The organism is Saccharicrinis aurantiacus (genome assembly GCF_947489045.1).
GTDB classification, from domain to species: domain Bacteria; phylum Bacteroidota; class Bacteroidia; order Bacteroidales; family Marinilabiliaceae; genus Saccharicrinis; species Saccharicrinis aurantiacus.
The window spans coordinates 146,160-170,088 of record NZ_CANLCN010000005.1; the positions used below are offsets into that span (position 1 = coordinate 146,160).

29 protein-coding genes are annotated in these 23,929 nt (G+C 35.6%); 3 read left to right on the top strand and 26 right to left on the bottom strand.

Annotated features, from left to right (window positions below; all coding sequences use genetic code 11):
* Positions 1-25: 25 nt before the first annotated feature.
* The 3 genes from QMO11_RS07865 to QMO11_RS07875 all read left to right on the top strand — a co-directional run bounded on the left by QMO11_RS07865 (position 26) and on the right by QMO11_RS07875 (position 2,359).
* Entirely contained in the window at positions 26-1,495 is a 1,470-nt protein-coding gene (locus QMO11_RS07865; protein ID WP_282036784.1) for a PspC domain-containing protein, read from the top strand.
* Positions 1,496-1,519: 24 nt separating this feature from the next.
* Positions 1,520-2,008, top strand: coding sequence for a DUF4252 domain-containing protein (locus QMO11_RS07870; protein ID WP_282036785.1), 489 nt, complete (start codon positions 1,520-1,522; stop codon positions 2,006-2,008).
* Positions 2,009-2,071: 63 nt separating this feature from the next.
* A complete protein-coding gene (locus QMO11_RS07875; RefSeq protein ID WP_282036786.1) occupies positions 2,072-2,359 on the top strand; it encodes a hypothetical protein in 288 nt (95 codons plus the stop codon).
* A gap of 129 nt (positions 2,360-2,488) precedes the next feature.
* Here the strand turns inward: QMO11_RS07875 and QMO11_RS07880 are convergent, their stop codons facing one another.
* From QMO11_RS07880 to QMO11_RS08005, 26 genes are all read right to left on the bottom strand, one after another.
* Positions 2,489-2,833: a hypothetical protein gene (locus QMO11_RS07880; RefSeq protein ID WP_068474023.1), complete on the bottom strand. Its 345-nt coding sequence runs from the start codon at positions 2,831-2,833 to the stop codon at positions 2,489-2,491.
* A 62-nt stretch (positions 2,834-2,895) separates the two neighbouring features.
* Entirely contained in the window at positions 2,896-3,501 is a 606-nt protein-coding gene (locus QMO11_RS07885) for a 6-pyruvoyl trahydropterin synthase family protein (protein ID WP_282036787.1), read from the bottom strand.
* Between the two features lie 28 nt (positions 3,502-3,529).
* Complete coding sequence (locus tag QMO11_RS07890) at positions 3,530-4,372, bottom strand: GTP cyclohydrolase I (protein WP_068474016.1); 843 nt, start codon at positions 4,370-4,372, stop codon at positions 3,530-3,532.
* 189 nt (positions 4,373-4,561) lie between these two features.
* On the bottom strand, positions 4,562-5,410 hold the full coding sequence (locus tag QMO11_RS07895) for a pyruvate, water dikinase regulatory protein (protein ID WP_282036788.1): 849 nt from the start codon (positions 5,408-5,410) through the stop codon (positions 4,562-4,564).
* Between the two features lie 82 nt (positions 5,411-5,492).
* Positions 5,493-6,200, bottom strand: coding sequence for a DUF6261 family protein (locus QMO11_RS07900; RefSeq protein ID WP_282036789.1), 708 nt, complete (start codon positions 6,198-6,200; stop codon positions 5,493-5,495).
* Between the two features lie 605 nt (positions 6,201-6,805).
* Positions 6,806-7,759: a DUF6695 family protein gene (locus tag QMO11_RS07905; RefSeq protein ID WP_282036790.1), complete on the bottom strand. Its 954-nt coding sequence runs from the start codon at positions 7,757-7,759 to the stop codon at positions 6,806-6,808.
* A 5-nt stretch (positions 7,760-7,764) separates the two neighbouring features.
* Positions 7,765-8,490: an NRDE family protein gene (locus QMO11_RS07910; RefSeq protein ID WP_282036791.1), complete on the bottom strand. Its 726-nt coding sequence runs from the start codon at positions 8,488-8,490 to the stop codon at positions 7,765-7,767.
* Positions 8,478-8,984, bottom strand: coding sequence for a DinB family protein (locus tag QMO11_RS07915; RefSeq protein ID WP_068473999.1), 507 nt, complete (start codon positions 8,982-8,984; stop codon positions 8,478-8,480). The genes QMO11_RS07910 and QMO11_RS07915 overlap by 13 nt, the downstream gene beginning before the upstream one ends.
* Before the next feature lie 46 nt (positions 8,985-9,030).
* Entirely contained in the window at positions 9,031-9,600 is a 570-nt protein-coding gene (locus QMO11_RS07920; RefSeq protein WP_282036792.1) for a peroxiredoxin family protein, read from the bottom strand.
* Positions 9,601-9,700: 100 nt separating this feature from the next.
* Complete coding sequence (locus QMO11_RS07925; RefSeq protein WP_282036793.1) at positions 9,701-10,120, bottom strand: thioredoxin family protein; 420 nt, start codon at positions 10,118-10,120, stop codon at positions 9,701-9,703.
* A gap of 152 nt (positions 10,121-10,272) precedes the next feature.
* Positions 10,273-10,542 carry a hypothetical protein gene (locus tag QMO11_RS07930; RefSeq protein ID WP_282036795.1) on the bottom strand — a complete coding sequence of 90 codons (270 nt, stop codon included), beginning with the start codon at positions 10,540-10,542 and terminating at the stop codon, positions 10,273-10,275.
* A 5-nt stretch (positions 10,543-10,547) separates the two neighbouring features.
* Positions 10,548-11,099: a sigma-70 family RNA polymerase sigma factor gene (locus tag QMO11_RS07935; protein ID WP_282036796.1), complete on the bottom strand. Its 552-nt coding sequence runs from the start codon at positions 11,097-11,099 to the stop codon at positions 10,548-10,550.
* 82 nt (positions 11,100-11,181) lie between these two features.
* On the bottom strand, positions 11,182-11,970 hold the full coding sequence (locus QMO11_RS07940; protein WP_282036797.1) for a DUF4382 domain-containing protein: 789 nt from the start codon (positions 11,968-11,970) through the stop codon (positions 11,182-11,184).
* Positions 11,971-12,028: 58 nt separating this feature from the next.
* Positions 12,029-13,168, bottom strand: coding sequence for a uroporphyrinogen-III C-methyltransferase (cobA, locus tag QMO11_RS07945; protein ID WP_282036798.1), 1,140 nt, complete (start codon positions 13,166-13,168; stop codon positions 12,029-12,031).
* A gap of 78 nt (positions 13,169-13,246) precedes the next feature.
* A complete protein-coding gene (cobK, locus tag QMO11_RS07950; protein ID WP_282036799.1) occupies positions 13,247-13,993 on the bottom strand; it encodes a precorrin-6A reductase in 747 nt (248 codons plus the stop codon).
* Positions 13,994-14,058: 65 nt separating this feature from the next.
* Complete coding sequence (cobJ, locus tag QMO11_RS07955) at positions 14,059-14,793, bottom strand: precorrin-3B C(17)-methyltransferase (RefSeq protein ID WP_282036800.1); 735 nt, start codon at positions 14,791-14,793, stop codon at positions 14,059-14,061.
* 71 nt (positions 14,794-14,864) lie between these two features.
* Entirely contained in the window at positions 14,865-15,881 is a 1,017-nt protein-coding gene (cbiG, locus tag QMO11_RS07960; RefSeq protein WP_282036801.1) for a cobalt-precorrin 5A hydrolase, read from the bottom strand.
* An 86-nt stretch (positions 15,882-15,967) separates the two neighbouring features.
* The gene (gene cobM, locus QMO11_RS07965) at positions 15,968-16,729 is read right to left on the bottom strand and encodes a precorrin-4 C(11)-methyltransferase (protein ID WP_282036802.1); all 762 of its coding nucleotides are present in this window, start codon (positions 16,727-16,729) and stop codon (positions 15,968-15,970) included.
* Between the two features lie 42 nt (positions 16,730-16,771).
* The gene (gene cobI, locus QMO11_RS07970) at positions 16,772-17,458 is read right to left on the bottom strand and encodes a precorrin-2 C(20)-methyltransferase (protein ID WP_282036803.1); all 687 of its coding nucleotides are present in this window, start codon (positions 17,456-17,458) and stop codon (positions 16,772-16,774) included.
* Positions 17,459-17,562: 104 nt separating this feature from the next.
* Entirely contained in the window at positions 17,563-18,123 is a 561-nt protein-coding gene (gene cbiT, locus QMO11_RS07975; RefSeq protein WP_282036804.1) for a precorrin-6Y C5,15-methyltransferase (decarboxylating) subunit CbiT, read from the bottom strand.
* A gap of 99 nt (positions 18,124-18,222) precedes the next feature.
* Positions 18,223-19,992 carry a cobalt-precorrin-5B (C(1))-methyltransferase CbiD gene (gene cbiD / locus QMO11_RS07980; RefSeq protein WP_282036805.1) on the bottom strand — a complete coding sequence of 590 codons (1,770 nt, stop codon included), beginning with the start codon at positions 19,990-19,992 and terminating at the stop codon, positions 18,223-18,225.
* A 113-nt stretch (positions 19,993-20,105) separates the two neighbouring features.
* Positions 20,106-20,741: a precorrin-8X methylmutase gene (locus QMO11_RS07985; RefSeq protein WP_282036806.1), complete on the bottom strand. Its 636-nt coding sequence runs from the start codon at positions 20,739-20,741 to the stop codon at positions 20,106-20,108.
* Positions 20,720-22,072: a cobyrinic acid a,c-diamide synthase CobB gene (locus QMO11_RS07990; RefSeq protein ID WP_282036807.1), complete on the bottom strand. Its 1,353-nt coding sequence runs from the start codon at positions 22,070-22,072 to the stop codon at positions 20,720-20,722. The genes QMO11_RS07985 and QMO11_RS07990 overlap by 22 nt, the downstream gene beginning before the upstream one ends.
* Positions 22,072-22,884 (bottom strand): energy-coupling factor ABC transporter ATP-binding protein, encoded by an 813-nt coding sequence (locus QMO11_RS07995; protein WP_282036808.1) that lies wholly within the window; start codon positions 22,882-22,884, stop codon positions 22,072-22,074. The genes QMO11_RS07990 and QMO11_RS07995 overlap by 1 nt, the downstream gene beginning before the upstream one ends.
* On the bottom strand, positions 22,884-23,642 hold the full coding sequence (gene cbiQ, locus QMO11_RS08000) for a cobalt ECF transporter T component CbiQ (protein ID WP_282036809.1): 759 nt from the start codon (positions 23,640-23,642) through the stop codon (positions 22,884-22,886). Before cbiQ ends, QMO11_RS07995 begins: the two co-directional genes overlap by 1 nt.
* On the bottom strand, positions 23,633-23,929 hold the full coding sequence (locus QMO11_RS08005) for an energy-coupling factor ABC transporter substrate-binding protein (RefSeq protein WP_068473941.1): 297 nt from the start codon (positions 23,927-23,929) through the stop codon (positions 23,633-23,635). Before QMO11_RS08005 ends, cbiQ begins: the two co-directional genes overlap by 10 nt.

The following is a 23,929-nucleotide window of genomic DNA, read 5'->3' on the forward strand; positions in this document are numbered from 1 at the left end:
ATCATATAATTTAAACTAATAAAAAATGAAGAAGACTTTACATATAAATTTAGCTGGGTTTGCATTTAATATTGATGAAGATGCATTTAAGGCTTTAGAAACTTATCTAACAAAAGTAGAAAATAGCTTTGTTGATAAAAAAGAAGCAGAAGAGATAGTTGCTGATATCGAAGGCAGATTTGCAGAATTATTTCAAAATAAAAGTATTTCAGGTAGAGTAATTAGTCTTTCTGAAGTTGAAGAGGTTATAAAAACCATGGGTGAACCACAAGAGTTTGCTGATGAAGCCGAGGAACACGCAGAAACGCAAGTTAACGAAGAGACTTCTATTAACTATAAAAAAAGGCTTTATAGAGATACCGATAATAAGGTGTTTGGAGGTGTTTGTGGTGGCTTGGGAGCATACTTTAATATGGATCCTTTGGTTTTTAGAGTAATATTTTTTATTGCTTTTATTCTGTATGGAGCATCATTGCCTATCTATTTAATTCTTTGGATTGTGATGCCTAAAGCCCTCACATTAACCCAGCGTATGGAAATGAAGGGTCCTTCTGATTACGAAAACTGGGAGCAAAATATTCGAAATGAGTATAATGATGTTAGTACTCGTTTTAAGCAAAGTAAAGCTTATGAGAATGTAAACAGTGGAATGGGGAAGGCGAATGATGTAATGGGTATTGCACTTCGAAAAATCATCAACTTCTTTGTGATCACTTTGGGTGTTGCTTTAATGATTTCTAGTATTGTTGGTATTATTGGCATTGTGGTGACTGCGGTTTTCGGGTATTCGTTTATCGACTTTTCTGGAGTAGGTAATTACATTACTACAATCCCTAGCTTATTCATGGATGGACATCAATTCTCATATGCCTCTATCGGAATTATTTTATTAGCTGTAATGCCTCTTTTAATACTCTTTTTCTTAGGGTTTAAATTAACTTTTAAAGTTAAAAATAAGATTAGGTATGTTGTTTTAGGAGCTCTGTTGTTTTGGTTATTAGGTATTGCCATTGTTGTGTTCTCTGCAGGTAAAGTAGCCAAAAGTTATTCAACTTCTCAAAAAGTTCTGTCAGAAGATCGTTTACCTCTTCCATCAGGCAATACATTATATATAAAGCCTAATAATAAGATGAATTTTCCTGAGGATAAGGAACACTTATTTGAAATGAATCAACTTGAAATTTTCTCAAGCCAGAATGAAATTCTAGTGAAGGGGACTCCTAAAATTGAACTTATTGACGGGGATGAATTTAATATTTCAATTAACCGTGAGGCTAGGGGAGGCGATATGAAAGAGGCCATTACTAATGCTGAAGGAATTGAATTCTTTTGGATACTTAAAGATTCTGTGTTGTATATCGACCCTGCGTTTACTTTACAGGATGGTATTAAATTAAAAGATCAGCAATTGGATGTTACAATTTCGATTCCTTCTGATATAGAAGTTGAAGTAGATGGTAATCTTGCTTGGTCTATTTATAATAATCTAGATTAACAAATAACTTAAATTTATAACACGATGAAAAATTTAATAAAGCTTAGTTTAGTACTTGTTGTTATGGCTTTTGTAAGCATTCCAACAATGGCACAATCATCGATAGTTGATAAAATGTACAAGCATTTTAATTTAATGGACGATGTAACCTATTTATCATTTTCAAAGAGTTTGCTTGGTATGATGAACTTTGATTGTGTTGATGATAAGGATGATAATATAAGTGGTGACTTAGATGAATTAAAAGTAGTTATCTACAAACCAGAATCAGAGCCAAATGCTAGTTTTAAAAGCCTTGTTTACGAATATATTGAAAAAGGGAATTATAAATTAGTAGAAGAAAATGATTCTGATGACGATACGGAAGTGTGGGTGAAAAAGAAAGGTCGCAGAATAAGTGAGTGTCATGTTATATTTCAGGGTGAACAAAATGGGGTGTTATTGTCCTTTTTAGGAGATTTTAAAATTGATGATTTGGATAAAATAACCACTAAGGTTGATGATTATAAATAAGATTAAAATGTCTTTTTAAGGATGTTTTGTTAACTTGTATTTCTTAACCGCAAATTTTATAATATGAGTTCTGCCGGCCATGTAATGGATATGATTCAGCGATCGCGTTATAACGATTCCATTAGAAAAAAACGTATTGAAAGAATCTCAAAAATTAGAGATGCCTATCAAGAAGAAGTACGAAAGAAACATCCTATAGGAACCCATGAAGTGAAGTTATCTAGTGAAAAATTGATAGCTATTAAACAACGGATTAGGCTGCAATTAATACGTGAGAAAAGAATAAAAAGGATAATAAGTAGCTTGTTTAACGGTAATAATCGCAGGTTGTATTTATTATTTTGTGATTAACAGATTGCATGTGTTTTAAACATGATATATTGGACAATTGATAATAGTAGTGTAAATAAAAAAGCTCGGAATTTCCGAGCTTTTTTATTCTAAAAAAATCAAAGGGTAACAAACTAATCGTCTTAATTATCAAGTAATCTCGTATGTAATATTTTTTGTAATATTATTAAAATGGCGTTCAAACAGTGGATCTTTCATGTGAAGAGCCAACTCTTCTTTTCTATTTTCAGCAACCTCAGTTAATCTCATTAACTCCTTATTGTTATTAATATCAGAGGTGTTGATGTTTTTACGTTTAATATATTTATGAAATTCTCTAAGCCATTCTTCATAGTCAGCTAAAAACTCTTTTTGCTGAGGTCTTAAAGGATTTCTAGTGGCATCTGCAGAAACACTAACGGTTGTAGCCATAACTCCTGCTAAGGACATACCAACTCTTTTAAAGAATTTTTTTCTGTTTATTTTATTGCTCATAAATTAATTCTTATCAGTAAAGACTTACTTAATAACCTCAATGAATTAAAATTGTTTAGCACTTATTTAAATTTTCTTTCAATAATTGGGTTTTCAAATGGTTTGATTGATTTTTTATCTTTGTTATAGTCAATGAGTTTATCATACATCATCGGATCTTTCCATTCGTCTTTAATAGCTTGACTAAAAATAACTTCTTCAAGTGTATGGTTAAACCATCTCAAATCATCCTGAAAAGCTTCGGCGTAGCCTGTTTCTGTTTCATGTACCCTTACGGATTGAACACCTACATCTCCTTCGCCATTATTAAAGTGAGTTGCTCCTAGAATTTTATCGATTATAAACAATAAGGTTAAAGCAAAACATTCTGCCGAAGGTGAAACAGGCATTTGAACGTACCTATCACTATTGGTTTTTATAAACGATTTAAAATCATCACTTTCCTTATCCCACATGGCATAGGCATGATCAAAGCTATCAATTACGTCTTTAATTGTTCCTTTTGTTAAGCCAAAATCGTATATCATATGGCCATAATCAAGTTTATTTGATGTTAAAAAAACCTCAACAACATAACTGTGTCCATGAATCGATTTTTTACATCTATCGCTTGAGCAATCGCGCACTATGTGTGCTCCTTCAAATTTGAATTGTTTACGTATGATCATAATCTATTAAATTAGTTTGTTTTATTTATTAACCCTTTATGTCGCGTCTTAGTTCATAGTTTTCAAAATCGCCGCCATAATATTCGCTAGTAAAAGCACCTTCATTACTTTGTGTACCCCGCAAAGACTCACAGGTGTGAACCAATCCGCTTAAGCGAACAAATACTGATGTAGATTCAGCAGCTTTACTTACTTCATCATAAATCATTTTTGTTAAATTTTCTTGCAGGTGCCCGCGCCTAGCCACCCAATCAACAATTCTCTGAAGTTTTGATATTCCCAAAACCATACGGTCGGGGATATAGCTAATAATGGCATAAGCATCTTCTCTGAATAAAGTACTAAACGGTGCCACATGATGCGAACAAACAGAAACGATATCTACTCGTTTTGTTATAGGAAACTTTTGCTGGTTTTCGTTAGGGAAACTCGCCATATTTGGTCTGTTACTCCATCTACCAGATAGTAACTCACTGTCATCATCTAAACCGTTTCCGCAATACATTTTTGTCATACGGTAAGGAGTACCCTTTTCTCCGCCAACATTCGGATCGTTCATGTCAATCTTCATTGCCTTAAAAGCTTGTTTTAAATGATATTCAGTTACAATCCTCATTATAAAATGTGCTTCCTCTGAAATACCTCCAACGCTTTCAACATTATCAGAAATATTAAAATCTGATAAATTATTATATTCTATCCAAGGAAGAATAAAATCTGTTTTTGGATATTTTTGAAGGAAAATAGCTTCAACATATTCTTTTAAATAACTAAAGTGATGTTCGCTTGAGCTAGTTACCTTTCTATCTAAACCATTAATCTTGCGAGGTGATATTTTTTTTATCCCATTTTTTGTTTTGACCTCTTTCATCTTGTTTAATTTTAGTGAAAAATACTTTCGCTTATTTATGCTGGGTGCATTCAAAATGTATTTTCATCTGTATAAGTAAACACAACATTTGCTATTGTTGTTCTTTAAGATAACATCAACAATTGCATAAATGTTTAATTTATCGATAAAAAAGATAAACAAAAAATAAGATGATAGTTAATTAGATAACTAATGTTCCTCGTTTGACCACTTATCGCTCCCAAAGCGAGAGGTTAAAATGGTGATTATTTCATTTGCCGAATATTCAATAGGTTTGTTTGTGATGTTTAAAACTTTGAATCCACCTTTTTTAAATAAATTGGCTGCATAATCTAATTCCATTCTTACTTTCCGAGGTTCAACGTAATCGGTGTTGGGGTTCATGTTAATTCGGGTTACCCTGCTGCTTCTTTGGGCAATTAGATACGTCATAGAAATAGTTAGTCCGAAAACTCTGTTCGGATCAATTTCGAATAATGTTTGTGGTATTGGTGTGCCAGGCACAATTGGTACATTGGCAACTTTCCACCCAAACATGGCTAAATAAATACTTAAAGGAGTTTTTCCTGTTCGCGAAACACCGGCTAATACAATATCAGCTGTTGCTATTTTATCATTATGCATACCATCGTCATGCTGCATGGTAAACTCTATGGCTCGCACTCTACGGTAGTATTCCATATCTCGCATTCGGTACAAGCCTGCTTGCGCAGTTGGTTTTAAATCATGAACGCTATCTAGGTAATCAGTCATATTACCAACTAGATCAAAATGCCTGATGTCGTTGCTTTCGCAACTATCAATTAGCCATCTTCGCACCTTAACGTCTATCATGGTATGCGCAATAACACCATTTGTTTTAAGTACTTTTTTAATAATCTCGTCAATACGTTCTTGTGTAGCTACTTCAGGTTCAATCATAACGGGGATTTTATGATCGGGATATTGGATCAGCATTGATTCTACTAGGGTGTGACCAGCCACACCTTTTCCGCCTGATACAATGTAAATTGGAGGGACATTAGATTCTTGTTCCATAGTTGTAGATTTTATATGAGATATCTAATTTATCCATTATAAAATCTACGAACAAGTAAAAGTGTAGGAAAGAAATATTGAGTTACTTCTTTATGCCTCTTGGTTTGCTTCTGGCTTTAACAGTTTGGTTATTGTCATCTATAATAGCTGCAACATTTCTGCTTAAGCTTTCGAATTTATGAGGTTTTGCATGCAGCATAGCCTGTAAATATGGAACTAATTTACTATTGATTAAGGTCATTAGTTCTGCTTTTATTTGTGTAGCACTGCTCTTTTGCGCAAACTCATTTACGCGAGTGGCATATTCATCCTCAGCTTCTTCAAAAGCTAACTCAGCACTATTTAGCCCGCTAATTAAATCTGGGAAACCAGGGAGTGTGTCGATATCTTTTTTGGCATCGTGTAACTCTTTTAATAGTGCATTTATATAGGCTGTTTTAACGGCATAACTATCGTATGCCAGTTTAACACCGTATTTATCAAATATTTCTTTTATAACTAAGGCCGATTGGTTTACATCTTTATTTGGGTGCCGAACAAAACCGAGTAATAAATGGTGCATTGCTACCAAGTATAGTTTTCTAAGTTCATCTTTCTCTTTCAGGTCTGATTTAACTTTGGTTGGGTTTATTGCACTGGTTAATTCTTCAGCCTTCATAGCAACATTATGAAAAAGCTCACTGGCATAATCATCTGCTGTTATTTTAGCTTGCGTAAAGCAATCGATAATATAGTAGGCCACCATATTAATCTCTGTAGTTCTTGTTTGCGATATTACTTTCTTAATCATTTAGTACAATTACTTTTTAGCCTTTGAATTTTCACTAGTGTAAGTGATAGTGTTGATAACTCATTCTTCTAGATTCAACTTCTTATTTACGATTTATATATGCATTAGCTATATCGTATTTTATAATTGAATCCTTCCATTAATATTCCAAATATTACTAAAAGATATTGAATCCTTAATCTTGAGAATAATGGACATTATACTGTATGCTGAATAATTGCGCAAAAGTAATCTAATTATTTAATAAAAGAGGATATCGTTTAAGTATTATTGTAAAATATATAGATAGGTAAGGTTTCAATTATATATGATATAATTAATTAATATAACTCCGTTAATCAACTACTGATAAAATATTATAAATTTTCAACAGAAGTTAATATGTCAATTTTGTAAATTGAACACTCGTTTTATTAATTTTTGTTAATAGCTTTAGTTTCTTCTGTGATTGCTTGCCTCAGATTTAGATTCTGTTGATAACCGAGCAAATAAAATTTGATGTAATGTGGTTTTTGTAATATACCTTTTGGACTTAAGTTGGGAGATATTTGTGGTGGCTACCCCTTTTTTTAGGATGTTAAACTTTAATGGGAATGATCTGCAAATTATTGGATTCTATAGAGAATTGTTTTCTTTTCTTTATGGAAAAGGGTAATCACTTTACTATTACTTGGATAAGTAATCACTCCATTTTTGATAGAATTATCTGTTTTTTTGGAGTAACAGAAGTGTCCTTTATCCTCAATGGAGCCTAATGGAGAATATCGAATTACCTTTATGAGGTTTCCTGAAGGGTAGAGGCAAAACCACGATCCAGCTCCCTCACCGCTAAGCCATTGCGAATTGGAGGAGATTGAGTTCGGTAGCCTAGGTTGTCTTAATACCGAATTTCTATCTTCTTTAGTAAGTTTTCTATTTGGGTAGAATGGCTCAGAAGTTAATTGTTTGGCAAGTGTGGTGTATTGAGTTAATGCTTTTACATTACCTATAGGAGTAGGGGTTAATGGAATACCAAATTTAAGTATAACCTTTCTTTTAAAATTAGGGTTTCCTGCCAGTATTGCTGTATTTACAAAACGAGAGCAATTACTCCCATTTAATAAGAATGGTCCGTACGGAATAAAGTCAGATTGCAATTGAAGTACTTTCTGATGGGCTTGATTGAAATTGATTGTGCAATAAGAAGCATGTATAGGTCCTTCGCCATGGCAGGATGCATTTTGCTGTAATTCATTCAGTATTTCTGAAAAATTTATAAGTTTTTTATGTTTCTCATCAATTTGTGCCTTTGTTTTTATTCTTAGTTCAGGATCAGTTATAGATCCACGAACACGACCGTGTTTAAATGGGGAATGATATCGACCAAAATCGAAATAAAGCACCTCTCCATTTTCTGAGTTTATAAGACACAAAGCAGCATGGCCAACTTTGTAGTAATTACTCTTATTGATGCCTAAAAGTAACATAAGAGGATCGTACCAAGAGCCAGGTTGTTTACAATAAGTATCAGGCCAAGCAATGGCAATAGCAAAACCAGTATGTGTTGTTTTGAACCCCAAGTTTGTTAAAATGTAAGTTTATGTTTTGTATTATTAACAAGGTTATGATAATACATTTTGAGTTTATTATGACGAATAAAAACCTGTGTAATGCTTAAGGTTTTTAAGCCATTATCCCCTTCCATTACCGTGTTTATTGCAGTGTTGGAAGTATGGGTTCCAGCATGAAAGTGGTAAACATCGTCTGGGACTAGCATTTTGTTTGTTGAATTGTAAAACTTATTAAACCATCCCTGACGCAGTGCTCTATGCTCACTACTATAGAGTGTTGATGAAGACCATATGTAAGGTTTGTTTTTATCGAGTTTTTGATAATGTTTTAATTGGCCATCCCATATAAACTCATAAATACTATGCGCTCCTGCAGGAGAGAATTCGATGGTAACCATTGTAAATGGTTCTACATTACTGAGTAGTCTATTTTTAAAGAATTCCTTAACACTTAAGTTTGATGCAGTTAATTCTACCACAATTGTTCCTCTGCTAACAGTGTGGTGTTTTTGTTTGGAATGACTGATAAATCCACCATTAAGCAAACAACATAAACGACCTTCTTCTTTAGCGGCAATCCACGAACCACCAGCGCGTTGATCTTTAGGGAAGGCCAATTCGGTATTCCCAATTAAATGTTTTTTTGGCGCCGCAGTGGGTCTGTAATCAACTTCATCGCGATTTGAGGTAAGTATAAAACTTTTATCTCCAAAAGGTGGTATGTAGCTTACTGTGCACATGTATTGTCTCTATGTCGAATAGTTGAGTAAGCTACGCCAAAATTATTGTCAACCAAATGGCGTAATCCCAAAGTAATTAAAGCCGCTTTTATTAAGGCCTGATGATGTATGCTGTGTTCAATGCAATAGGCTAGTTCACGCGCAACCGAACTCATTATTTTATCTGGCGATTCGCCTGTAATGCTATAATCCGATTCAAACTTAACGGCTTCTTGTTCATCAATATTATCGATATCAATAATAAGCTGATTAATTTTTTGAATAGCTACATCTATATCAATCTCTATACTAACATCTCTGTTTCTATCATCATAGGTAATGCGGCGTTTGCGTGCCCCATCAATTAATTGTAGATATAAATCAAGAATATGACGAATATGTTTACCTATGCTAGCCCTTGATAAAATATCAAGGCTAGCTCTATATTGGTTTTCGTTTAACTCAGAAAGTAGAGATTTTAATTGGTTTAAATTGTCTTTAGCTACTGACTTCATTTATTGATTTTTTTAGGTTTACTGTTTCTTATTGGCAATGCATAAGTTACGCTGTTTTTTTCTTAAACGGGTTTACTATGCCAACAAATTCCTTTATCTCATCAATTGTAAGATGATCATCTAGGTGCTTTCCATAATGTGCTTTTACAATATTGAAATTTTCATCAATTAAAAAATCAGCCGGAATTAGATTTAGAGTAGCCTCCTTATCTTCTGGTAGATTATGTGCCTCGGTTTCTTTTTTCGCTTTGCCTAGGCTACTCACAAACATTGTTTTCATCATCTTAAGGGTCGATTTTTCAATGCCATATTTTTGATAGATCACCTTTTCTGAATCACTGATTAGTGGCCAAGGACTAATCCCCTGATGAAATGTGCTAGAAGTTAACTTATCGGCCGAACTTTCAAAAAAGAAGATGATTTCGGCGCCGGTTTCTTTTATTCGTTTGCTACTAGTAATAAGTTGGTGAACCTGCCTGTTGCAGTATGGGCAATTTACATTTCTGAAGAAACTAAGAATTATTTTCTTCCCCTTGTAGTCAGATAGTTTAATTGTTTTTCCGTTAATATCTGTAGTAATAAAGTCGATGGCTTTGCTTCCATTAAATAATTTCATAAGCTAGTTTTTTAAGTTTTTAATAAGTGTGAAAATTCTGAGGTTATAAGAATAACTCTCAGAATCTGATAAAGTTTAATGTGTGAGGATGAGTATAATATTATTTAGTAATTAGCTGACCAACTTTTATAAACTCCTCAGCATTACGATAGCCTGAAGTTTGTTCAGCTAAAGATCCATCGGGATTTAGATATACAAAAGTTGGATAACCATTTACTTTATATTTTTCAGCTAACGCGATGCCATCTCCCTTTTCTGCATCAAAACTTACGTTGATGAATTCCTTGTTGTAGAATTTACCAACTTCACTATCTGTAAAAGTCTTCGTTTTCATTTTTTTACAGTAGCCACACCATGAAGTTGAGATATCGATAAAAATGGGTTTGTTTTCGGCCTTGGCTTTCGCTAATACTTTGCTCCATTCAGCGTTTTCGAAAGTTATACCACTAGTGCTGGATGTTTGCGCCGTTATCACTATTGAAAATAGTATTGCTGCAGATAAAATAAGTAACTTTTTCATGACTGTTTCTTTTATGATTTGATGAAACAGTCGGTAGATTTTAAAAACCTGACAAAAAGAAATGATTTTTTTTTGATGACAGCTTATTCTTATAAAATGTTATTGTTTGTTGTGTGTTATGAAAATCCCTCAATGACACAAGATAAATAAGCTTATTGCTTAGAAGAATTACTTAAGCTCTTTGATATCTTTTTTTTCAAGGCCTCAATATCTTGTTGGCTCGCATCTGCCTCTTGTATTCTTGAAATGCCTTCGCCAATAAATTTACTTTGTTCGCTGTATTGGGTGCAACTTTTACACATGGTCATATGCACACGTAGTTGTATTTTTTCTTTGAAGGAAAGGGCAAAATGAAACCGTTTTTCAACAAGCTCAGAGGCCTTTAGGCACGATAGAAATAAGAGGTGAAATAACTTGTCCATTTTTTTTAATGTTTAAACCAATTAGTATGCAAGCAGCCACGAAGCTGAAGTTTAGCCCTGTGTATCATTTGCCATAAGTTAGTCGGGGCAATCCCTAATTCCTGACAAATTTCTTCACCTTTTTTCTCGCTGAGGTATTTCAGCTTAACGCAGCTTTGCCATTTTGGAGGTAGAGCTTCTATGCAATGTTCTAAAGTAGTGCGAAAATCAGTGTTATCTAATAGATTGGCGTCATCAGCATCCCAAATGCTGATGTTAACGTTTTGTTTCCATTCGCCATCTTGATCAAAAAAATGAGCTAGGGCATCATTTTCTAGGGTAATATCTTTTTTGCTTTTACTTCTGTAATAATCTATAACCTTAAAGTTTAAAATGGAGAACAGCCACGTTTTAGGTGTGCTATCGCTTCTGAAAGAATCTATTTTTTCGGCTGCAGCCAGAAAGGTTTCTTGCACTAAATCTTCTGCTACCTGTTGAGATGAGGTTTTATGCAAGGCCCACCGATATAAGTCTTCGGTGTATTGATTTACCCATATTTCTAGATTGTTTTCTTTCATGGGGCATATAGAATAGATCTGAATTTTATTGGTTTTGGATTAAATAACAAAGGCACCTCAAACAGAGATGCCTTTATATATATTATTCTATTTCATTTAGTTCAATTAATTCCAGATCGTTAACCTCACCTATAGTTACATTTACATCTTCAATAGTTTGTGATTGGTAATCATCGTTAGGAACAAAATCAACTTTATAAGTACTTGCTTCAATTCCTCTGATTAAAAACTCACCGGTTTCTTCATCGGCAAAAGTACTGGCTGTATCGTTGCTAGCAGAAATAGCCATAATGTAAGTATTGGCTTCAACAGGAGTTACAATTCCTTTAATGGCACCACTTGTGGCTGCTGTAAAGGTGCGAATAACTGGTTTCAACGAATATCCTCCATTACCTTTTTCTACAATTGAGCGGCCTGCATCAAAATCGATCCATAACTTATAGGTGATTCCTTCAACCAACTCAGCGTTAATCTTAAACTTTAAACCCGACTGCTGTGCCGATGGCGTATCCAAATTGTGTAAATCCCCATCAACCATAATTTGATTGTTATCACCTAATACCAAACGCATTTGCGATATTTTACCTGCAGGCAATTCCTGATCTACCAATAAAGTATCCATTCCGTTTTTAAAATCGAGTAAGTTGTAAACGCCTGGGTTTAAAACTTCCAATTCTTGCCATCCACTGTTCTCTTCCGAGGAAGCATTAATGTGGATTTCTTGTACATCGATAAGAACCTGCTCATAATCAGCAGGAGCATCAGTCAAACGGATGCTTAGTTTGGCATTTTGATTTGATGAATTAGAATCATTGTCGTTACATGCCGTAAACAATATGGCAACTAAGGCCATCAAAAATAAATTTTTCATACTATGTGTGTTATTGTGTGTATGTTGATAAACGGCACAAATTTGATTTTAGTATTAGTTACAAACCTGCCGTTTTACCAAATATACTCACTATTGGACTTTTAAACTGATGCTTTTCTGCAATAATGTTGCCAAGATTAGTTTTGGTAACTTCTTGTCCGGGTAACGAAACGTTGTACACCACAGCCACAGGAAAGTCTGTAGAATATCCTTCGTCGATGTATTTTTGCGCAATCTCTTTAATATTGCGGGCTCCCATGTAATATACCGAAGTATCGGCACTTAATATTTTAAAGCTATTTTTTGTGTGCGCTGTTCCTAAAGCAACGGATGAGGCTAATCCTCGGTGTGTTAAAGGAGTTGCAGTAAGCGCAGCAGCGGCTATGGCCGATGTTATTCCTGGTACAATTTCAACACTTAAGCCATGCTTTTCGAGGTATTGTTTTTCTTCGGTTCCTCTTCCGAAGATTAGTGGATCGCCACCTTTTAGTCGGACTACCTTTTTGCCTTCTTGGGCATATTTTACGAGTATATCGTTTATTTCGTCCTGTGTTTTATGATGATTATCGCGACGCTTGCCAACGTACTCTTTAGTAGCCATGTATTTATCAAGGATGCTTTTGTCTAATAAATCGTCGTATACAATTACTTCGGCCTCGAATAAAAGTTTTTGAGCTTTCACTGTCATCAGTTCTGGATTACCCGGACCAAAACCAACCAACCACACTTTTCCTGCAGGAAAATCGGCTTTTTGTTTTTCAAATATATCGAACAAGACATCAATTTTATTTTTAAGTGCGATCGACTTTCTGCACTTTTTTACCTTAGAGGTAACTGCAATGTTATACTCTTCTGTGGCCAAAATTGCAGGAGAATGAAAGCCCGAAACCTCAGGAGCATCTGTTCGGTTGCACAGTTTTCCCATTTCGTCGGCATCCTTTTGTACTTGCTCATTTACTGCAACAACATCGGCGCAAGCATAAATAAGAAAAGCATCTTTTATGTGCTCGCTATTGTATTCTTCCTCAATAAAGTTTAGTGGTAATACTTTTATCTCGTCAGATATTTTAGGAGCCACCACAGTAATTTCCTGTGTATGCTTTAATAGGGAGCGTAATTTTTTTGAGGCACTGTTACCGCCTCCAACAATTACTATTTTTTTGTTGCTGATGTTAACCGAAATGGGTAAAAAACTCATATTTGTTTATTTGTGCGTAAAACTTACCGTTTTACTGATGTTGTTTAATTAGTTAGATAAATGAAACAGACAAAATTTTTATTTGTTTGCGCTTAAAGTCTTATCAATAGTTAAAATAATATCTTCAATAGTATTCTTTACCAGCGGATAATTGATATTTGGTCGCTGTAAAATGTGCACCTGCATACCTAGTTGGTGGGCTACTTCAATTTTTGAAGAGGTGCCACCCGCTTCGCCACTATCCTTAGTCACTAAGTGCTTGGCCTCGTATTCTTGATACATGGCTTTGTTTGTGGTTGCCTTAAAAATACCTTTACTCGCAATAATGTGATGAGTTGGAATTTCGGCATCAATACATTTCTGCAGACTATCTATAACAGGCAAAACTCTTGCAACTACGCGATCTTTCAAAGGCGTAAATAAATGGATGTTATTGGAGCCAATGGTTAAAAAAATATTTCCTTCGAGCTTGCTCAAAGCAACTATCATATCGCTGTACGATTGATAATAATTGGCATAAGCAAAGTGCTGTATTTCGCGCTCAAAGCGGATGTACTCAACTTTTGCTGTTTGGCAGGCAGTAATGGCATTTTTTGAAACATCGGCCGCAAAGGGATGACTGGCATCAATAACCAATTCGCATGTTGCAAACTTTTTAGCCATCTGCGCAGCATCCATTTTCCCTTGCACCACACTTACATTGTTTATCGAAGCCAATTGACTTCCGTAGGTTGTGGCGGTTGAAATGCTAATGCTAAATCCCTTTTGGGCCAATTCTGATGCTATATTATTGGCATCGCTGGTGCCTCCAATTATCCAAATCACGGTTTTAATTGTTAGTTGTTAATTATCAATTGTTAATGGCTTCGCGCTCTGCATCTGCCAATTGTTTAATAAGTATAACCTCGTTTGGTGACCATTTTACCGTTGATAACTCTAGTCTGCGAATTTCCAATTACGAGTGTTGTAAACATATCAACATCCTGATTCAATACATCATCTAGGGTGGTAATGCTCACTTCTTGTTTTTCGCGCATGGCATGTTTAACAATACCAACGGGCGTATCACCTTTGTAATACTCAAGCATGGTGTTTATTGCAATTTCTAATTGCTTCACGCGAGTTTTACTTTTAGGATTGTACAAGGCCATTACAAAATCGCCTGAACAAGCCGTTTTAATACGTTTTACAATTAGCTCCCAAGGTGTCATTAAATCGCTCAGGCTAAGCGTAACAAAATCGTTCATTAGCGGTGCGCCCAATAAAGCACCTGCCGATGTAGCTGCGCTAATTCCAGGTACTACTTCAACTTCGATATCAGTACCTGATTTTTCAACAATTTCGAGCATAATTCCGGCCATACCATAAATTCCGGCATCGCCACTGCTGATTAAACTCACTGTTTTTCCTGTTTTGGCAATCTCAAGCACTTCGCTGCAGCGATCCACCTCTTTTTTCATTCCTGATGATACCAATTCAACATCAGTAATAAAAGGTCGGATAAGATCGATGTAAGTTTTATATCCTACGATAATATCACTGTTTTGCATTGAGATTAATGCCTTTGGTATCACAAAATCCTTGTCGCCAGGACCTGTTCCTATAATGTATATTTTTCCGTTCATTCTATTTAGTATAAAGATGAAAGTATAAAGTATAAAGACTAAAAAGCGATTGCATCTTTTGTCTTACTACTTTATACTTTTGTCTGAATTTGTTCAAATATTGAAATTGTTATTCCGTTTTGGCGCTCTTTTTCGCAAATGAAGCGCCCTTGTTTTTTGCCTGCAATATATGCCGATGGTGCACTCACTGATGTTACTCCTACTGTCTGTTTTACAAAGTCCGATCCTTCGAATAAAGATTCTACTGTTAGTAGAACATCCGCCCCAAAGCATTTAAAAGAACATTTATAATATGCTGCGCTATCGATGAGCGCTCGTTCGTTTTCTTTTACATCGATGGATGCAATTAAAGCGATGCTTCGTTTATCAATGTTGTATTTATCAAGCATAGCTTTAATAAATGATAAACATTGCTCAGTGGGCGTATCCTTTTTGCATCCCATCCCTAAGATGATGTTTTGGGGAATGAGCTTTACAAAAGGAATATCCTCATTTTGTTTATCAAGGTTGCTGACTATTATTTTTCCCTCAATATCTTTTTCATCAGCCGAAAGGCTTAATGGGGGAAGAATATGAAAGGGATCGTTGATGACCACATTTTTTCGATTTACAATGAGAGCAGTGATGTCTTTTGCATCAACCATTGAATCGATCAGTAAACCATTTGCCTGCGCTAACATATCTACCGATGGAAGTCGGTTCACATCGGAAGCAGTGGTAATTACAGGGTTGCTGTTTAGATGCGTTGCTATTTGCTGTGTTAAAGCATTTGCTCCACCCAAGTGACCCGACAAAAGCGAAATTACATTGTTGCCTTTCTCATCGAGCACAATAACCGCTGGGTCGGTGGTTTTACTTTGCAAGTGCGGTGCAATGCTACGAACTACAATGCCTGTAGCCATTATAAAAACCAAGTTATCGTATGTGCTAAATAATTCCGCACAGAAATCCTTTAGCTTGCCATTGATGGATTTTAAATCATCAGAAGCATACTTTGGCAAGGTATAACAAACGGCTTGGTCTAGAAACTTTGAAAGTTTCAGAGCCAATTGGTTTCCTTGTTCTGTTATGGATATTATTGCGGTCATATTCTTTTTTAGTATAAAGTATTAAGATTTAAGTATAAAGATAATTGAAGAGCACAAGAGTCTTATGTCTTTATACTTTTGTCTTACTACTCCTTTTTAGCATCCCTGTATTCGTGTGTAAAATGGCTAGCGTAAAGAAGTGAATTATTAAAATCATCACCTAAAAACTTGCCCACCATAATCATGGCTGTTTTTGTAATTTCTTCATCCTTAACAATAGAAGCGATGTTATCGAGTGTTCCACGTACAATTTTCTGGTCGGGCCAACTGGCACGTTGTACAATGGCCACAGGTGTATCCATTGGATAGTGCTGCGTTAATCGGCCTACCAATTTATCCATCATGCCAACAGATAAAAAGATACACATTGAAGTTTGATGTGCTGCCAAGCGTTCAATTTGCTCTAACTCAGGTACGGGAGTTCTACCTTCTAAGCGTGTACAAATTACGGTTTGCGAAATACCAGGAACGGTAAACTCTACATTTAGAGCTGCCGCTGATGCTAAAAATGAACTCACCCCAGGAATCACGTAATATGGGATGTTTAATTTCTTTAACTCCTCAATCTGCTCGCGGTGCGAACCGTAAATAGAAGGATCGCCAGTATGTACACGAGCTACTAATTTACCAGCTTCGTAACCATTTTTTATTACCTCAATAATTTCCTGAAGATCCATTTTTGCGCTGTTGTAAACTTCAGCACCTTCTTTATGATCTTCGATTACAGCCTTAGGAACAAGTGAGCCTGCATAAATAATAATATCGGCGTTGCTCACTGCCTTTTGTCCTTTTACTGTGATTAATTCAGGATCGCCCGGACCTGCACCTATAAATGCTATTGGGTTCATTATATGTATATTTTTAAAGTCTAAAATTGTAAATGTGTACCTCTACTGAACAATGCGTTTTACAATTGCCGTTGAAAAGTAAGGTACTTTATCTTTTAATATTTCAATATCGGTAAAAACCTTTTGGCCTTCTTTACCCACATCGGTAATCATGCTAAATTCGTACGATTCGTTTTCTTTTAGGAAAGTATATAAATCAGCATAGTAAGCTGATATCTTCATGCAAACAATAGTGTTGGCCTGCTGTAATAATTGCAGTTCGTTATCACCCCAATTGCAAATGACCGACAAAGTTTCGTTACCTTTTACCAAGGGCGTATTTAATGTATTGCTGATGGCAGAAAAAGAGTAAATACCCGGAATGGTTTCGATGCTATAATCGCTAATTAGATGCTCCAATACATAGCTGTAAGTACTGTATAGCATTGGGTCGCCTAAAGTTAAAAAAGCCGCATTTTTTCCTTCGTCTAAAACTTTGGATACTGCGATTGCGTTGTTTTTACGCGAATCTAATCGTACCTGAATATCACGTGCCATTGGGAATTCGAGGTGCTCTATTACAGCATTCTCGTTAATGAATTCGGATGTTATTTTTAGCGCAGTGCTTGCTTGTTCCTTTGATTTTGGAACAAATACCACGTCGGCATTTATTAATGCTTTAACAGCTTTTAGTGTTAATAAATCGGCATCGCCAGGGCCAATTCCAATTCCGTATAGTTTTCCTTTCATTATGTAAGTATCAAGTATCAAGTATCAAGTATTAAGACTGATTTACAGCTTTAATGCCTAGTACTTGCAGTTATTTAAAAGAGGCATGCACTTCAGCCTTTTCTCTAGCAACTTTTTGCCGTAATAATAAATATAGGGTTGTTGGCCATTAACATGGCTGGTTTTTTATCGGGCTCAATGCGATTGACTGCTACTTGAACCAACTCCGTTTCGTAATTAATTTGGTTTTTGAAATGATTGTAAGCTTCTATCATCGTATCTAAAACAATGGCAGTTACCACAATTATATGTTGCTTTGGTGCTTGTTGGGTAATGGTTTCAATTATTGAAGTCAGGTTACCTCTCGATCCACCAATAAAAAATTTATTATACTCCGCCGTTTTATCCATTCCTAGAGGTGCTTTGCCATGAATCACCTCTAGGTTTTGAATATTAAATTTGGCTATGTTCTGTTTGATGAGCTCCACAGCATCTTCGTTTTGCTCAATGCCTAACGCTTTTCCATTGTAAGCTTTTAATGCTCCTTCAATGGTCACAGAACCTGTGCCTGCACCAATATCCATGAAGTTATCGCTACTGCATAATTCTAATTTACTCAGAACAATAGCTCTTACTTCTTCTTTGGTCATAGGCACTTTGCCGCGTATAAAATCTTTGTCTTTCATTTTATTAGTATAAAGTATAAAGTATAAAGTAGTAAGATGTGCTACTTTGTTCTGAATACTATATGTTTAAATTTATTCTTTTAAAGCTGAAAAAAGTCTTTATACTTTTGTCTTAATACTTTTTACTTGTGCTTTAATTATTATCGAACACAAATTCGCATCAAAGTCTTTGTGAATAGCTTCTGATGCAGTGCATGTTTCAATTTGTTCATTTTCGTATGATAATCTGCTGCCTATAATCATATGGGCATTGGGCAGGTTATTGTCGATTAGCGTTTGGGCAATGGTTTTATAATTGTTATTTCTATCGGTTAATAGAAAAACAGATTCGTATTTTTTGAGGGCATCTACAAAATTAAATTCGGTACCATGCAAGGAAGCTAAATGTGCTTTTTCGTAGCTCATATTCATTTTAGCATACAGGTATTGAAACGAACTGATGCCCGGAATGCATTTTACATTATCATCGGCAAAAGTTGCCATTATGAATCTTCTTAAGCTATGAAATCCGGTATCACCTGAAACTAGAACTACGATGTATTTGTTTTTATTTGCAGTAATATCCGTCTGCAATTGATCCAAATATCCGGTAAAAATCAACTTCTCCTTATTCGAATTTTCTACCAATTCAAGATGGCGTTTTCCTGCTATAATAATATCCGCTTTCGCGATTTCTTTAAAAACCTCGGGTAAAATAAAATCTGGATTACCAGGACCTATGCCGCAAATAGAAATAGTACTATTCTTTTCTTGACTTTTCTTGTTGGTAGAATTGGCTTTCAATAATTCAATATGATTATTTGCCCTATCACTTTTTCCCAATAAGCCTTTGCTTTGCGAAAAGGTGATAACCTCAATTTCTGTTTCGTTGTAAATATATTTATTGGCACGATGCTTTATTTGATTGGCTATGTAATTCCAAAAGCTGGCATCTTCAATTATATCAACAGCTTCCTCTGTGGTATTGGTATCCATCAGTTTAATAGCCGTTGAGGTGTCGTTGCTATATTTTAAATAATGCGCCGTCATTACTTCGTTTCGGGCATCGGCAATTCTGCTGTGGGTATAAAATATACCAGCAGCTAGTTTCACTAATTTACCAATGTGACCTACCAAAACTATCTTTTTAAAGCCATGTTTCACAGCTTTTTCGAGCATGAATCCGATAAAATTACTGGTTTGCACCACCAACTTATCGGGTACATCGTAATATTTTTTCAGAAAGCTTACTGCATAATTGCCTGGCACAAGAATTACTTCATCGTGACCGAAAGCTGCCAACTGTTTTAAGCTTAATTCAAGTGAACTTTTCAAAGCTTCCTCCGACATGGGTTTAACAATGCCTGTGGTGCCCAAAACGGAAATGCCACCAACAATGCCCAATTGCGGATTAAATGTTTTCTTGGCAATCTCAACGCCTTCAGGAATGCTCAGTTCCACTTTTATGCCTTCATCATCAATTACCTCGGCTATGGCCTGATGAATCATTTTTAGCGGAACAGGATTTATGGCAGGCTTCCCCACTTCAACTGCAAGTCCAGGTTTGGTAACCATTCCAATTCCTGGCCCAGTTGTTAATTCAAAACCTGCTTCATCGCGATGTGTAGCTTTTGCATAAATTTTAATACGATGCGTGGCATCAGGATCATCGCCTGCATCTTTAATGGTATAACAGGTGGCAGAGTTTTCATTGAACTGAGGTTCACATATTTCAAGGGTGCTTTCAGAACCATCGGGCATACGCACATTAATGTGATGCACCAATTGTTGATGCACAAGCATGTAAGTACAGGCCTTAGCCACAGCAGCCGAGCATGTACCCGTTGTGAATCCACTTTTTAGTTCGGTATGAAAATCTTTTTTTGACATCTCCTTAATAGTTATAAGTGTTAAATGATAGGTTATAAACGATGCACATGGCCATAATCAAGCTGTAAAACCATTTATCATTTATCATTTATAACTTAGCACTTATCATTTTACTACTTTCCCAATCCATATAAAATGGCATTTAAAATAGCTACGCCAACCGTGCTTCCGCCTTTACGACCACGAACCAACATGTACGGCATACCTGAATCGCGCAACATGTCTTTACTTTCGGCAGCGCCCACAAAACCAACAGGAACGCCGATAACTAAATCGGGTTTTACCACACCTTCTTTGTACAATTCGCATAAACGAACCAATGCTGTTGGCGCATTTCCGATTACGAATATTTTAAAACTTTTATCGCTTGAGGCTTTATCAATACCTACAATAGAACGTGTAATTCCCTTTGCTTTGGCTTCGGTTTTTATGCCTTCGTCGTGCACAAAACATTTTGCTTCGCAAGCATATTTTGCCAATGATGGTTTACTTAAGCCAGCAATAATCATTGAGGTATCTGTGTAAATATTACAGCCTTCTTTAATTGCTTTTTGAGCATTTTCTAAAGCATCAGGATGTGCTTCGAATAACTGTCCATATTCAAAATCGGCAGTGGTGTGAATCACTCTTTTGATGATGGGTGCTAAATTTTCGGGCAATGAAAGGTGCATTAATTCACGCGAAATAATTTGCATGCTCTCGGTTTCAATACCTTGAGGGTTTAATATTATATAATTGCTCTTTTCCATAAGTCGAATATTTGTTTTGTGAAGTCGAAATTTGACCAAAAGTGAATGTGTGCATATCCTGCCAATACATTTTTATTTTGCAGTCCGCATTCCCATTTTATATTGCTTAAAGGTTTACTTAATTTATATTGATGCTGAATATTTTGTGCATCCTCGCTTAATGTTGATTTGTGAAATTCGTGGCATTTTGTTTTTGCTCCGTTTAGTTCACACTCGGCGTAGCCAAATCGTTTTAAGCGAGCAGTCATTTCTGTGGCACAATTGAAAATACCCACCATATTGTTTTTTGCGCCATCGGTATTGATGATTTCTTTGGTGAGATACATTAATCCACCGCACTCTGCAAAAATGGGCATATTGTTATCTGCTGCAGTTTTTATTTGCTGCAGAAGCTGTGTATTTTCACTTAATTGATCGGCAAAAACCTCGGGATAACCACCACCAAAATAAATGGCATTGCAATTATCAGGTAGTTTATCATCCGTAAGCGGACTAAAATACTGAAGCTTGGCGCCGAGTTCTTCCAATAGTTCAAGATTATCTCTGTAATAAAAACTGAAAGCTTTATCGTAGGCAACTGCAAGGTTTAAACCTTTTAGTTCGTCCTTTTTAAAAGGAATTTCAAAAGCTTCAGAGTCTTTAACTTTAATTTTTGCGATGTCAAGTAAGGTTTCTGTATCAATGGTTTTGTCAAGAATATCAGAAAGTTGGTTTACTTTCTCGTTAAGTGCTTCCACTTCTTCGGCTTGTACCAAACCTAAGTGACGGCTTTTGAGTTCCATATCCTTCAGCGGCGGAACATAACCAATGCATTTAATGCCACATTCTGTTTCAATAAACTCTTTGTATTTCTGAAATAGCATGTCGCTCGACACATGATTGAGGATGACTCCTTTTATATTGTTATCGGCTCTCAAGGTCATGAAACCTTTTATAATGGCCGAAACAGATTGGTATAAACCTTTGCATCCCACAATTAAAACAATGGGCGCTTCTATTTTTTTCGCCGTTTCATAAGTACTACCGATTCCCTTTAATCCCAAGCCATCGTACATTCCCATAACACCTTCGGCAATGGCAATATCGGCTTTAGCTGCATGTTTATTAAACAAATATTTAAGGGTTTTATCATCCATAAAATAGCTTTCGAGGTTGTAGGATGGCGTGCCCACTACTTTCTCATGAAAACGAGGATCGATAAAATCGGGACCCACTTTAAAGGGTGACACATTATATCCCTTTTTCTTTAAAAGGTGCATTAAGCCAATGGTTATGGTAGTTTTTCCACAACCGCTGTTTGTGCCTGCTATTACGAAACCTTGCTTGCTCATTAGTTTAGTGTGTGTTGAATGGTTTCTGATTTAAAAGCATCAACCTTAGTATAATCAATACCTAGGTTTTGATATATTTCTAATATTCTAGGTTGTTTTAGTTTGGCTTTTTTGAGCAGTTGAACGTCGCTTAGTATAGTGTTTGGATTACCCATGGCTAATATTTCGCCTTGGTGCATAATGATTACTTCATCGGCCCAATCAAAGGCTTTATCCACATCGTGAGTGGAAATGATAACACTTGTTCCTGCTTTATTTAGTTTATCAAATTCGGCGAACATTAAATCGCTGTGGTAAGGATCGAGACTGGCAGAAGGCTCGTCGCAAACCAATACCTCGGGTTGCATTACAAGTACAGAAGCCATTGAAACGCGCTTTTTTTGTCCGGTACTCAATTGATGCGGTGTTTTGTCGGCGATATCTTCCAATTCAAATTCTTGCAGACAAGCTTGTACTTTTTTATGTATCCAAACCTTATCATTTGAAATCTGGCATAAGCCAAAAGATATTTCTTCGAATACGCTTGGTGCAAATAATTGATGATCGGGATTGTGGAATAATACACCTACTTTTTCGCGAATGTTGCGTAGGCCTTTTTTATTGTATTTATATGGCACATCCTTATAGCATATTTCTCCTTGACTAGGCTTGAAAACTCCATTTAGCATCATCATTAAAGTGGTTTTGCCCGCACCATTTGCGCCGAGCAAGGCTATCTTTTTACCTTTAGGAATGGATAAATTAATCCCATTTAACCCTTTGTCGCCATTGGGATATTTGTATACGATATTATTTAACTTGATGATGCTCATTAGTATGTTAAAAATAAAGCCAATGCTTGTATGCTCACTATAGTGGCAAGGGTTAAACTAAAACTTGCCGACTGTTTTGTATGGGCGTGTATAAATTCAAATTTATCATCAAAAGCTCTTGATTGCAAACCATAATGTGCTACCGACGATTCGTGAATAGAACCTATTAATAAACTGCTTATCAAAAAAGAAATAGACTCGTAAATGCCTTTTCGTTTGGTATAGGCCATTCTCGATTTCTGTGCAATCATTAATTGTTTAGCTCTTTCTACTACGCAATAAATATACTTATAGGTTAATATAAATAGCTCAATAAATAAACACGGAATACCAATTTTTCGCATGCTTGTGGCCATTTCTGATATTGATGTAGATATCATATAAAACAGAAATATGGTACACATGCCTATACTTTTACCGCAAATAAGTAATGCTTGCATGATGGATTCATTACTATGTCCCAGATAAAAATGCTCCAGTTTAATAAATGGAGTTCCTGCATTTATATTTATCACTATAGCCAAACAGCTAAAGGTAACAAACAAAAGTGGGATGCTTAATAATTTAGCGAGTTTTGCGATAGAAGTATTTGTGAATAGTAAAATGAGTGCTGAAAATAAAGCAATAATACCAAGGGAATAAAACACCGAATTAGACGATATAGCAAAAGCCAGCGACAGAAATATAAAAATATTCCGATGCCATAAATTGCATTTAGCTGCTTTCGATTTACCTTGGTATAACTCGCTTATTTGCATGCCTTAGCTTTTTTTCTTTTTTCGCTATAAATAATATAAGCGCCTATAATACCAACTCCAATTAATGTTTGTAAAGCAAATAGCAAAGTTTCCGCTTTATCACTTCCCGGTTCCCAAAAAGGTTCGAATATAGGTTCGAACGAAGCGTCAATTTGTTGAATTACTTCAACAGATTGATCATCGGTGCCATCAAAAAGAGATAAAGTATCGGCCATTCCAATCTGAAATAAAACGGCTGCAACAACTGCTATCCCTACCCAAAGTGTAATGCGTTTTGTTTTCGTCAT